This window comes from Nocardia carnea, from assembly GCF_029869215.1.
Taxonomy (GTDB): domain Bacteria; phylum Actinomycetota; class Actinomycetes; order Mycobacteriales; family Mycobacteriaceae; genus Nocardia; species Nocardia carnea_B.
The window spans coordinates 1-12669 of sequence record NZ_JARWPM010000313.1 but is presented as its reverse complement, the minus strand read 5'-3'; the positions used below and the strand labels follow the sequence as shown (position 1 = coordinate 12669).

The window sequence follows — 12669 nt, the reverse complement described above, 5'->3', positions numbered from 1 at the left end:
GTGCTGCGGCAGGCGCGGAAACCACCGGGGGCCGGTTCGGCACAGGTGACGATATCCACGTCGAGTGTCCGGGCCCCCCAGCGCACCGTTCGTTCCCGTGCGGCGGGGCGGGCGCGGCGCCGGGCGGGGGGGGGGCCTTTCTCGCCGCCCGGGCGGGCGGGCGGGGGGGGGGGGGGGGCGGGGGGGCGGGCGGGGGCGGGGGGCCGGACGCCGCCCGGTGCACGCCACCGAATGCGTTGTCGAGCGACCTGCTCAGCCGGGACCATAGGTCAGGAAGGCCGTGATCAGGAACCACAGCACCCAGACGACCGCGACGAACATCCCCAGCGCGTAGGCCGCGCGCATGAACGCCCGGCCGAAATCGATATCGCCGACCTCCCGGGGATACAGGCGCCACGGGCTGTACCAGGGCGAGCGGAACCGGCGCCCGGCGGCCAGCCGTTCGGCCTCGGCCAAGTCCTCGGCGTACTGTTCCGCTTCGGCCTGGGCGGGACTACCGTGCCACAGCGTCACATCGATCGGCCCCAGGAAGCCCTCCTCGAGCAGTCGCTGCGGCGCCGGCAGGAACGGCAGGATCCCCATTCCCCGGAAGGCGATCGCCACATCGTTGGCGGTCCACCGGTGCGATTCGCGTTCGGCGAGGACACCGAAATAGTGCCGGAGGCGGTCGGCGTCGTCGCCCACGATCACATCGAAACTCGGGTCTTGTACCTTCTGCTCGATCTGCACCGGGACCCGCTGCAGCGGCACGATCAACGCCACCCCGTGCACGGCCCGCTGCCCCAGCCCGCGGGCGGCCAGCCAGCTCTGCAGCGCGAAGGTGTGCTCGCGGGAACGTTCCAGCAGAGAACGGTCGTCGGCGGCCTCCAGTTCGGCCCGGATTCCGTTGAGTGTCCATTCGCCGGTGAGCGGAACCTGCAACGTGCCGCCGCGGTCGGTACGCAGCCCGGCCACGTCGATCACCACGCAGCTGGTCGGCGTCCACACCACCGCGTCGAAATGGTAGGTCTCGTCCTGATACCGCAGATCGCAGTTCACCGTCGCGACACCGTGCGGGCTGCCCGCACCGTCCCAGCCGTTGAGCCAATCGACCAGTGCCCGTTCGGCAACACTGTCGGTGCTGTTCTGAACCTGCACGAGCATGGTGACCGCCCTTCGCGTCCGAACCGGGACTCCGCGGCGCCGCCTGCGGCGCGCCTTTCGAAACTACCGGTCCGGCTCCTCCGCCGGAAGTTTCCCGGCCCGGACGGCGGCGACGAGTTCTTCGTGATCGGCTTCGGTGCGGTCGGCGTAGCGCACCGCGAAATCCGCCACGGCCCCGTCGAAGTCGGCGTCCTCGCCGAGGTAACCGCTGATCAGCCGGGGGTCGAGCGAACGTGCGTGGGCGCGGGCGAGCAGCGCGCCCGCGAGCCGGCCGTAATCGTCGAGATCGTGCGGTTCGAGTTCCTCCGGCGCGATCCCGCCCTTGAGATTGCGGAACTGGCGGACGATGAACGGTAGCTCCCGGCTACCGCCGCCGGGCTGCGGCACCGCCATCGTCGTCCAGCCGAGCAGGATATCGGTTTCGGTCTGAACCAGCCTGGCGCCCTGCACTATTCGCTTGCCCTCGTGTTTCGGTGGTGCCACCCCTAGGATGGGCGCCAGCGCCGAGGGCGCCGCCTGTTTCAGTTGCAGCACCAGGAATTCCCCCGAATTCCCGTGCAGCAGTGCGACATAGCTGTGCAGGCCGACGCTGCCGGTACCCACGATCCGGAACGCGATATCGGCCACCGCGAATCTGGCCAGCAGTCCCTGGCGGGATTCCCGCAAGCTCGCTCCGTACCGTTCGAGCGCATCGACGGCCGCGTCTTCCACGTCCTGCTCGACGGTGGTGAGAAACGGTGGATCGCTGACGAAACGGTGGCTCTCGATGCCGGTCTCGTGGTCGTCGATATGCGTCCATTTGCGTACGACCTTCTCGCTGGTGTTCTTCCGTGCCTTCTTGGCCGCCTTCTTGAAGTTGTCCAGCAGATCGTCGGCCTCGACCCGGTCGAGAACGGATTCGTCGGCCAGCGCCGACCACGAGGTGAGGAACGGCCGCTGCGCCAGCGCCGCGGCGGTACGCCGGTAACTGCGTGCCGCGTCGGCCGCGGCGGTGCGGCATTCGTCCTCGTTCGCCCCGCCCACCCGGCCGGCCAGCACGAGGCTGGCAGCCAGCCGCTCCAGATCCCACTCCCACGGTCCGGGCACGGTTTCGTCGAAGTCATTGATATCCATGACGATTTCGCCTCGGGACGTGCCGTACAGGCCGAAATTCCCGGCGTGCGCGTCACCGCACAGCTGGGCGGACAGCCCGGTGTCCGGGCTGCCCGCCAGATCGATGGCCATCAACCCGGCGGCGCCCCGGTAGAACGCGAACGGGGACGCCATCATCCGGCCGATCCGCAACGGCACGAGATGCTCGAGCCGGCCCGCGTTGGTGGACTCGGCGAATTCGACGATCGACGGCCGTCCCTCCGTGCGGATCGCGCGATCGCGAGCGGTGCGCGGCACCCGGTCGCGGAGGGCCCGGCCGCGGGCCAGTACGTCCTCCGCGGGGACATAGGTGCGCAAGGGGATACGACTGTTCGACACGCCGTAACCGTACCCAGTGTCCGCATGGCCGGGCGTGCGTAACACCGGGGCGGCGAAATGTGCCGATACCGCCCACGCTCGGTCCATGCCCGTTGTGCCTGGCGCGGCGGGCCGGTCACCACCACGGAATCGCGTCCGAACGACCCGTCCGGACGCGTGTGCTGATCGGCGGCGGGCAGCGCCGGCAATACGTCTGCGCGGTGCACCGAGACGTGGTGTTCCCGGATAACGGGAGTTTCGGTCTGCGGCCGTTTCGTCCGCAGGTGCGGTCGGCGGACGGCCGGATTCGGAGGCGGGTCTGCCGCACCCGCGAGCAGTTCGCGGCGCTCGAAGCCCGAGTGCCGGGACACGGAGTGGCAGGCCGCCTGCTCACCTGCTCCCGGGTGCCCGGCAGGGAAGAATCCTACGGGCGGCCGGCGATCTCGGCGGCACTGTCGGTCGCACCCCGGGCTCGTTTCGGCATGGTGGACGGGATCAGGGGCGGGTCCGGACCGGGCCGGGCGCGACACTGTTGAGCCGGATCCCCTTGTCGCCGGTACGGGCGCTCGCCGCCGGCGGTCCGTCCGCGGGTGTCACTGTCGCGACCGCGTCGCGGTGATGGCGGCGACCCGGGTCGCGCAGAGGGCGGCGGTGCCGGTGGCCGGGGCGGTGAGCCATTCGGCGACGGTGTGCCTGTCCCTGTGGCATATGGCCCGGGCTCTGGCCGGCTGTACGGGATGGCCGGCCGGATATTTCATGGTGTCACTCGGCGCGCCGACATGATCTTTCTCTCACCCCGGCCGGCGATCAGCGGCACCGATACCCGTTCTTCCAGCGCATCGCAGGGGGTCGTGCTGGCATCGGCGGGGTCCGTGCGGTAAGCACTGGCATGTGACGAGCGATTCGGGAACCGGCGGATCCGAGACCGCGGATCGGGGAGCCGGTGGCGCGCTCACGGCGGTGCTGTCGGATCGGCTGCTCACCGTCCCCAATGTGCTGAGCGTGCTGCGGTTGATCGGGGTCCCGGTCTTCCTGTGGCTGCTGCTGGTGGAACACGCCGACGGCTGGGCTTTCGCCCTGCTCGTCCTCAGCGGGCTGACCGATTTCCTCGACGGCAAACTGGCGCGGTTGCTCGACCAGTCCTCCCGGCTCGGTGCCCTGCTGGACCCCCTCGTCGACCGGCTCTACCTGGTGACCACCCTGGCCGCGTTCGTCGCCCGTGACCTCATCCCCTGGTGGGTGGCGGTCCTGCTGATCGGACGCGACCTGGTACTCACCCTCACCTTGCGGGTGTACCGGCGCCGCGGCCTGGACCCGCCCGAGGTCATCTATCTGGGCAAGGCCGCCACCTTCGCCTTGATGTCGGCGCTACCGTGGCTGCTGGCCGGGCAGATGGACTGGGCCGGCGACGGTTTCGGCCGGGCCTTCGGTGGGGCACTGCTGATCTGGGGGACCGCGGTCTACGTGTGGACGGGGTTGTTGTACCTCGGCCGGGCGATCGCCGTCGCGCGGGCGGTGCCCCCTTCCCCGCGGCGGCGCGGTGGCGCCCCGGGCGGGGATACCGGCGCGGCAGATCGCGATGGGCTCGCATAGAGTTGCGGGCATCGTGCACGACGACACGAGGAAAGGACACCACGTGAACCCGGCTCCGGAGGATCTGCGCTACACCGCGGAACACGAATGGGTGCGTCGGATCGAACCCACCCGGGTGCGGGTCGGGATCACCGACTACGCCCAATCGCAACTCGGTGACGTCGTGTTCGTGCAGCTGCCCGAAACCGGTGCCGATGTCGCCGCCGGGGACGGCATCGCCGAGGTCGAATCGACCAAGAGCGTTTCCGACATCTACGCTCCACTGAGCGCGAAAGTCGTTGCGGTGAACCAGGAACTGGAGGCGAAACCGGAAACGCTGAACACCGATCCCTACGGTGGCGGGTGGTTGTTCGAGCTCGAGGTGGACAGTGCCACGGCACTGGACTCGAGTCTCGGTGAACTGCTCGATGCCGCAGGTTATCAAGGAGTTATCGGGGGCTGATCCAGCCTTCCCGGTTCTACCTGCACGGGCACGGCCCGGCAGGGTACGGTCAATGCCAACGGATGTGCCGCCCGGAGTCGGGGCCGCCGAGCCACGTCGCACCGCGGCATCTGCCTGCATGGTTTATGAGGTTCGAGGAGGAGAGAAACGGTGAGCGAGAACAAAGACCCGGGTTACGGGGAGACCGCGGCCGAGACGACGTCGGTCTTCCGCGCGGATTTCCTGAACGAGGTCGACGCATCGCGCTCCGGCGAGCCGACCGGTGAACAGCCGGTGCAGGGTGTCGAGGGTCTTCCGGTGGGTGCGGCGCTGCTGGTGGTCAAACGCGGCCCGAACGCGGGCTCGCGGTTCTTGCTGGATCAGCCCACCACCTCCGCGGGCCGCCATCCCGACAGCGATATCTTTCTCGACGATGTCACCGTCAGCCGCCGCCACGCGGAGTTCCGCCAGGACGAGGATTCCTTCCAGGTGGTCGACGTGGGCAGCCTGAACGGCACCTACGTCAACCGGGAGCCGGTGGACTCCTCGGAACTGCAGAACGGTGACGAGGTCCAGATCGGTAAGTTCCGGCTGGTATTCCTCACCGGACCGCGGACCCAGGAGGCCGGTTCGGCCGCCGGTGCGGGCAGTTTGTGAACAGGTGATGATCGGTGCGCCGATCCGGGTGATCGGCGCTTCGGCATGAAAGACTCGAAGTCATGACAGGCGCGGCGCAGCAGTGGGCGCACGGAGGGATGTCGATCGGCTCCGTGCTCGATCTGCTGCGACCCGATTTCCCCGATATCACCATCTCCAAGATCCGTTTCCTCGAAGCCGAGGGGCTGATCCGGCCGGAGCGCACCCCCTCGGGTTACCGGCGGTTCTCGGTGGCCGATTGTGAGCGGCTGCGCTTCGTACTGACCGCCCAGCGCGATCAGTACCTGCCGTTGAAGGTGATCAAGGAACAACTCGAGGCGATCGACAGCGGAGCCGCGACGCTCGGGGTGCGCGAAGCCCGGGCCCGGGCGCGCACCGCCCGTCCGGATGCGGGGCAGGATATGGCCGACGAGAGTGCGGCGACACCCCGGCCGCCGCGGCGGCTGGCTGTCCAGCCCGGCCGGATCACCGCCGACGAGCTCGAGTTCGATCACGAGATCCGGGTGACCCGCGATGATCTGCTCGCGCAGGCCGGTATCGACGACAAGTTCCTCACCGATCTGATCCGGGCGAATCTGATCACGCCGGGCCCCGCCGGCTTCTTCGACGCCGACGCGGTGACCCTGGCCACCACGGCCAAGGCGATGGCCGAATTCGGTTTGGAAGCCCGGCATCTGCGCGCGTTCAAACTTGCCGCGGACCGGGAGGCGGCGCTGGTGGCCCAGATCGCGGCACCGATCGCCAAGAGCCGCGATGCGGGCGCCCGGGCGCGGGCCGAGGAGACCGTCCGCGAACTCGCCGCGTTGTCGCTGACGTTGCACGCCAGCCTGGTGAAGGCCTCGGTGCGCAACGCGCTCGGTGGCTGACCGATCCGTGCCGGGCGCCACCGTCGGCGGCGTGATCGGCCTGACCTGCGGCGGAGCCCGCGCCGCCGACGGCGGTGGCAACACACCGATTCCGGTGTAGGTCCGCCATCGCGGCGGCGCCCGGAATTCGCCTAGACTCGTGGTACGGCGAGCCCTGCATCGGCGAGGGCTGGCGGCCGGGGAGTATGGGAGGCAGTGCGATGAGCGAAATGCGCGTGATCGGCATCCGGGTCGAGCAGCCACAGAACCAGCCCGTCCTGCTGCTGCGGGAGGCGAGCGGGGAGCGGTATCTGCCGATCTGGATCGGTCAGGCCGAGGCCACGGCGATCGTCCTCGAACAGGAGGGGGTCACCCCGGTACGGCCGCTCACCCACGATCTGATCAAGATCTTGATCGCCGATCTGGGGCACACCCTCGAGGAGGTCCATATCGTGGATCTCAAGGAGGGCACCTTCTATGCCGACCTGGTGTTCGAGAACGAGGTGCGGATCTCGGCGCGTCCCTCGGATTCGGTGGCCATCGCGCTGCGCGTCGGCTGCCCGATCTACGCGGCGGAATCCGTACTCGAGGAAGCCGGTCTGGTGATGCCGGACGAACGCGAGGACGAGGTCGAAAAGTTCAAGGAGTTCCTCGAGTCGGTATCTCCGGACGATTTCAAAGCGACCGACAGTTGAGTTTCCCGAATTTTTTCTAGACCTCAACTACAGGTCGAGACTATTACCGCGCGTCGCGTTTGGATCGGCACCTCTGCGGCCGAGAGAATGGGAAGAGTAGCCTCGTACTCGACGCCGGGCCGTCGGGTATGGGCACAGATCGGCGGAGCAAGGGAGTAGTTCAGTGGCAGAGCATATGCGGGATATGCGGTCGGAAGTGGGCCCGCCTCGGCGCTACGAAATACAACCCGGTTTGTTCCCCGACGATTCGGTCCCCGACGACCTGGTCGGATATCGGGTTCCGACGGCCTGTCAGGTCGCCGGTATCACCTACCGGCAATTGGATTATTGGGCGCGCACCGGTCTGGTCAAACCCTCCATTCGCGGCGCGGCCGGGTCCGGTAGCCAGCGCTTGTATTCCTTCAAGGACATCCTGGTCCTGAAAATCGTCAAACGTTTGCTCGATGCGGGTATTTCGCTGCAGAACATCCGGATCGCGGTCGATCATCTGCGCAGCCGCGGCGTCCAGGACCTGGCGGATATCACCCTGTTCTCCGACGGCACCTCGGTGTACGAATGCACCTCGCCCGAGGAGGTCGTCGATTTACTGCAGGGCGGTCAGGGCGTGTTCGGTATCGCGGTCAACAGCGCGATGCGCGAACTCACCGGCGCCATCGCCGCCTTCCCCGCCGAACGCGCGGCGGAGGCCGACGAACGGCCCGAAGACGAATTGTCCTATCGCCGCAAAGCGCGGATGACCCGCAAGACCGGCTAGTGCGCGAGACTTCCGTTCGAGGTGCGGTCGGCGCCATATACCGGGTGAGTGCCGGACCGGCCCGTCGGCCGGGCTAAGATAACCGGGCGCCGTAGCCGTGCGGGAGAGTCCCGGACCCTGGGTGGATCCGGGCGCCGAAGGAGCAGCACCTCCCCGTCAATCTCTCAGGCACCAGGACCGTGCGGGAACCGGCGCCTCTGGAAAGTGGTGGCTGCGGGCCACCCGCCCAAGGTGAAAGGCGATCGGATCCGTGATCCGGCGCCGAAGCTCTCAGGCGCCGCGACAGAGGGGGAGGGCCCTGTGCCGACCGTACGGTCGGCCCGCCCGACCAGGGAGCCGTGGTGACCCAGAATTTCGCAGACCGGCATATCGGACCCGACGACGCGGAGTTCGCGCATATCCTCGCCGAGATCGGCATCGCGTCCGCCGGTGACCTGGCTGCCGCCGCGCTGCCCGCCGGGATCCGCGACCCGCTCAGTGGCGACGCCGACCCGCTGGCGGGTCTCCCTCCGGCCGCGAGCGAACACGAGGTGCTGGCCGAACTGGCCGCACTGGCGGCCACGAATACGGTGGCCACCTCGATGATCGGGCTGGGCTACTACGACACGCTCACCCCGCCCGTGCTGGTGCGCAACCTGCTGGAGAATCCGGCCTGGTACACCGCCTACACGCCGTACCAGCCGGAGATCAGCCAGGGCCGGCTGGAAGCGCTGCTCAACTTCCAGACCATGGTCACCGACCTGACCGGTATGGATGTGGCGAACGCGTCCATGCTGGACGAGGCCACCGCGGCGGCCGAGGCGATGACCCTGTTGCACCGGGTCGGCCGCGGCCGTGGTACCCGCCTCGTGGTGGACCGGGATCTCTTCCCGCAGACCCGCACCGTCCTGGCCACGCGCGCCGAACCGCTCGGCATCGAGCTCGTCGAGGCCGACCTGGCCGGCGACGGCCTGCCCGACGGGGAGTTCTTCGGGGTGCTGCTGCAGGTGCCGGGTGCCTCCGGCCGCGTCGTCGACTGGACCGAGGTGATCGCGCGGGCCCACCAGCGGGGCGCGCTGGTCGCCGCCGGCGCGGATCTGCTCGCCCTCACCTTGATCACGCCGCCCGGGGAACAGGGCGCCGATGTCTGCTTCGGGACCACGCAGCGGTTCGGCGTGCCGATGGGTTTCGGCGGCCCGCACGCCGGTTATCTGGCGGTGCGCAGTGCCCATGCGCGGCAGCTGCCGGGGCGGCTGGTCGGGGTGTCCAAGGACGCCGACGGGGCGCCGGCCTACCGCCTGGCGCTGCAGACGCGGGAGCAGCATATCCGCCGGGAGAAGGCGACCTCCAATATCTGTACCGCGCAGGTGTTGCTGGCGATCGTCGCCGGGATGTACGCGTGCTACCACGGCGCCGACGGATTGCGGGCCATCGCGCGACGGGTCCACCGATACGCCGAGCAGGTGGCCGCTGCCCTCGGCGACGCGCTGGTGCACGGCAAATACTTCGATACCGTGCTGGCCCGGGTGCCCGGGCAGGCCGAGAACGTGGTGGCCAAGGCGGCGGCGCGCGGGATCAACCTGCGGCTGGTGGATGACGATCATGTCGCGGTGGCCTGTGACGAGGCCACCACCGGCGACCATATCGCCGCGGTCCTGGACGCGTTCGGTATTGCGCCCGCCGAACCGGCCGGTGCGGGTATCGCCGACCGGACCTCGGATTTCCTCACCCACCCGGCCTTCACCCGCTACCACACCGAGACCGCGATGCTGCGGTACCTGCGGGCGCTGTCGGACAAGGACATCGCCCTGGACCGCAGCATGATCCCGCTCGGGTCGTGCACCATGAAACTCAACGCCACCGCGGAGATGGAGCCCATCACCTGGCCCGGATTCGCCCGGTTGCATCCCTACGCGCCCGCCGCGGACACCCCCGGACTGCGCCGCCTGATCGCCGACCTGGAGCGCTGGCTGGCCGAGATCACCGGATACGACTCGGTGAGCCTGCAGCCCAATGCCGGAAGTCAGGGCGAGTACGCGGGCCTGCTCGCGATCCGCCGCTACCACCGCGACCGCGGCGAGGCCGGGCGCGATACCTGCCTCATCCCCTCCAGCGCCCACGGCACGAACGCCGCCTCGGCGGCCATGGCCGGTCTGCGCGTGGAGGTGGTGAAATGCCGGCCCAACGGCGATGTCGACCTCGACGATCTGCGCGCCAAGATCGCCGACCACGCCGACCGGCTGGCCTGCATCATGATCACCTATCCGTCCACCCACGGGGTGTACGAGCAGGAGATCGCCGAACTGTGTGCTCTGGTCCACGACGCCGGCGGACAGGTTTATGTGGACGGCGCGAATCTGAACGCGCTGGTCGGGCTGGCCCGGCCGGGCCGGTTCGGTGGCGATGTCAGCCACCTGAATCTGCACAAGACGTTCTGCATCCCGCACGGCGGCGGTGGCCCCGGAGTGGGCCCGCTCGCGGTGCGATCACATCTGGCGCCCTATCTGCCCGGGGACCCGCTGGTCGCCGATTCGCACGCGGTATCGGCGGCGAATTACGGGTCGGCGTCGATTCTGCCGATCACCTGGGCCTATATCCGGATGATGGGTGCGGAAGGGTTGCGCCGCGCCACCCTCACCGCCATCGCGTCGGCCAATTATCTCGCCCGCCGGCTGGGCGAGCACTATCCGGTGCTCTACACCGGGGCCGGCGATATGGTCGCCCACGAATGCATCCTGGATCTGCGCGAGATCACCAAACGCACCGGTGTCACCGTCGACGATGTGGCCAAACGGCTGGCCGACTACGGCTTCCACGCACCCACCATGAGTTTCCCGGTGGCGGGCACGCTGATGGTGGAACCGACGGAAAGCGAGAATCTGGCCGAACTCGACGAATTCGCCGAGGCCATGATCGCCATCCGCCGGGAGATCGACCGGGTCGCCGCGGGGGAGTGGCCGGCCGAGGACAACCCGCTGCGCAACGCCCCGCATACGGCGGCGTGCCTGGTCGCGGACTGGGATCACCCGTACAGCCGGGAAACCGCGGTGTACCCGCGCGGTATCGCCCACGCGCGGGCCAAGGTGTGGCCCGCGGTCCGGCGGATCGACGGCGCGTTCGGCGATCGCAACCTCCAGTGCACCTGCCCACCCCTGGACGCCTACGTGGACTAGACGGCGCCCCGCAGCGGCCCGCACCGCCCCGTCGTTCTCTCGGGTGTGCTCACGGGGTGGTCAGGGCGCCGACCATGGCGGTCCCGAATTCCAGGTCGTTGCTGGTGGGCAGGACCTTGTAGGTACCGCCGGTGCGTTCGCTGAGGGTGCGCAGGGTATCGCTGCCCGGTTCGGCGCCGATCACGATCACATCGATGCGGATCGGTTGCTCCGGCGATCCCGCGTCCGCCACGGCGGCCACAAGGTCCGTGCCGCTGAGCGCGGAATCGTCCTGCGGTCCGTCGGTGACCAGCAGAATCGAGTTGGTCCGGTCGGGGACGTAGTTCTCGACCGCGCTGCGGTAGGCGGCGAGCAGCGCCGGATAGCATTCGTCGGTGTGCGCGGTGGTCGCCTCGATAGATCCCAGAGACCCCATGAGGGTGCCGCGGTGGTCGTCGGTGAGAGCCGCGGTATCGACCACCACCTCGTAGGGGTCGCCGCCGGCGGCGGAATCGCCGAACGTCCAGATTCCGAGCCCGTACTCGGGCGGCATGACATTGAGTGTGGACGCGAGGGCGCCGATCGTGTTGGTCAACCGGCTCAATTCCCCGTCGGTGGTCTCCATGGACGCGGAGACATCCAGCAGGGCGGTCGCGTGTACGCCGAGAACCGGGTTGTCCAGCACCCGGCGCAGCCGGTCCAGGGCGGCGCGGGGCGGGGCCGCGACCGGCTGGGCCGGTGGGGCGGCGAAGCCGGCGGCGATCAGATCACGTTGCTGTTCCGGCCGGCGCAGGTACTCCGCGAACAGTCCGGCGATGAGGTTTTCGGTCTTGTCCACCCACGGCCCGGTCATCACCGCGGCCGGGTAGTCGGCCACCGGCGCGGCCCCGGCCGGCACGTAGAAGGTGGCCTTGCCGTTCGCCGCGAGCACACGCTGCGTCACCGGTACCGCGTGGACCGTGGCCTCGGCCGGCGCCGCGGCGCCGAGCGCGGTGATCGCCGCCGGGATATCCGTCACCTCCGGTGCGACGGCCGCCAGTGCGGATACCGCGGACAGGGCCTGACCGGAGGCCACGGCCTCCGCGGTCAGCGGATCGGTACCGGAGACCGCGCCCGCGACCGCCGCGGCCACGGCCAGCGTGGTGTCGCCGGGCGGCAACGCCATCTGCAGCCCGTTCCAGCCCGGCAGCCCGATCGCCTCGAGCGAACCCTGTTGCAGCCGGGGCAGATCCGCCCAGGAGGTCTGGGTCGCGGCGAGGGCATGGCGCAGCACCTCGGGGACGGCCAGTACGATCGGGCTGGATGCGATCGAGCGCGGGGTGCCCTCGATCAGCCCCGGCACCCGCATGGATTCGATCTGCCTGCTGGACACCGGGATCCACAACGCCGGCCGGGGGCCGAGCACCGGATCCCAGGTGGCGTTGGAGGTGAAGGCGGCGACCATATCGGCGGTCGGGCGTTCGGTGACCACCACCTCGGCGCAATGATCGAGCACCACCGGCCGGGTCTCGTTGTAGCGGGCGGCGAGGGTGCGGACCGGGTCGGCGATCTCCGGGTCGACGGTGATATCGAGGACGGCCTCGCCGTCGGTGCACGCGCCGTCCGCGCTCGCGCCGACCGGGGAGTCCTGGCCCAGTTGCCACCAGGCGGCGGCGAGGGCGATCAGGACCACGACCACCACCGCGGCGATCACCGGTCCCTTGCTTATTTCCCGGGAGGAGCCGGTGCTGCGATGGGTACCCACGGGCAGTCAGTGTAAGGAGCGGAACCGAATTGTGGCGGGTCATGCCCGCACGGCCGTGGGGGGGGGGGGGGGGGGGGGGGGGGGGGGGCGGGGCCGGGGGGGGGGGGGGGGGGGGGGGGGGGTTGGCGGGGCCCCCACCCCCGCTGCCGCGACCACCGACGCCCGGCTCTTCGCAATGAGACTGGCCCGTAAAGGATAAGGGAGCACGACGCCACCGTTCCGGCTGCTGAGCCGCAG

Annotated in this window: 10 protein-coding genes and 2 riboswitches; of the genes, 7 read left to right on the top strand and 3 right to left on the bottom strand. The window is 69.4% G+C overall.

Translation table 11 applies throughout. The features are described from left to right. Positions 1–252 precede the first annotated feature (252 nt). Together QH276_RS22160 and QH276_RS22155 are read right to left on the bottom strand one after the other, a co-directional pair. On the bottom strand, positions 253–1143 hold the full coding sequence (locus QH276_RS22160) for an NERD domain-containing protein (protein ID WP_280401636.1): 891 nt from the start codon (positions 1141–1143) through the stop codon (positions 253–255). A 63-nt stretch (positions 1144–1206) separates the two neighbouring features. Next, positions 1207–2613: a DUF2252 domain-containing protein gene (locus QH276_RS22155; protein WP_280401635.1), complete on the bottom strand. Its 1407-nt coding sequence runs from the start codon at positions 2611–2613 to the stop codon at positions 1207–1209. 870 nt (positions 2614–3483) lie between these two features. Between QH276_RS22155 and QH276_RS22150 the strand changes: the two genes are divergently transcribed. From QH276_RS22150 to gcvP, 7 genes are all read left to right on the top strand, one after another. Further along, a complete protein-coding gene (locus QH276_RS22150; RefSeq protein WP_432278722.1) occupies positions 3484–4185 on the top strand; it encodes a CDP-alcohol phosphatidyltransferase family protein in 702 nt (233 codons plus the stop codon). Between the two features lie 43 nt (positions 4186–4228). After that, positions 4229–4627, top strand: a complete 399-nt coding sequence (gene gcvH, locus QH276_RS22145) for a glycine cleavage system protein GcvH (protein ID WP_280401634.1) — start codon at positions 4229–4231, stop codon at positions 4625–4627. A 150-nt stretch (positions 4628–4777) separates the two neighbouring features. Beyond that, a complete protein-coding gene (gene odhI, locus QH276_RS22140; RefSeq protein ID WP_030520553.1) occupies positions 4778–5263 on the top strand; it encodes an oxoglutarate dehydrogenase inhibitor Odhl in 486 nt (161 codons plus the stop codon). A 62-nt stretch (positions 5264–5325) separates the two neighbouring features. Next, on the top strand, positions 5326–6129 hold the full coding sequence (gene ftsR, locus QH276_RS22135) for a transcriptional regulator FtsR (RefSeq protein ID WP_280401633.1): 804 nt from the start codon (positions 5326–5328) through the stop codon (positions 6127–6129). A 200-nt stretch (positions 6130–6329) separates the two neighbouring features. Continuing rightward, positions 6330–6803 carry a bifunctional nuclease family protein gene (locus tag QH276_RS22130; protein WP_068037750.1) on the top strand — a complete coding sequence of 158 codons (474 nt, stop codon included), beginning with the start codon at positions 6330–6332 and terminating at the stop codon, positions 6801–6803. Between the two features lie 175 nt (positions 6804–6978). Further along, positions 6979–7557, top strand: coding sequence for a MerR family transcriptional regulator (locus tag QH276_RS22125; RefSeq protein WP_280401637.1), 579 nt, complete (start codon positions 6979–6981; stop codon positions 7555–7557). A 90-nt stretch (positions 7558–7647) separates the two neighbouring features. After that, positions 7648–7747: riboswitch (glycine riboswitch) on the top strand. Then, a riboswitch (glycine riboswitch) is annotated at positions 7748–7853 on the top strand. Between the two features lie 45 nt (positions 7854–7898). After that, complete coding sequence (gene gcvP / locus QH276_RS22120; protein ID WP_280401632.1) at positions 7899–10709, top strand: aminomethyl-transferring glycine dehydrogenase; 2811 nt, start codon at positions 7899–7901, stop codon at positions 10707–10709. 49 nt (positions 10710–10758) lie between these two features. On the opposite strand, the gene QH276_RS22115 is transcribed toward gcvP, so the two are convergent. Next, positions 10759–12432, bottom strand: a complete 1674-nt coding sequence (locus tag QH276_RS22115) for a VWA domain-containing protein (RefSeq protein WP_280401631.1) — start codon at positions 12430–12432, stop codon at positions 10759–10761. Positions 12433–12669 lie beyond the last annotated feature (237 nt).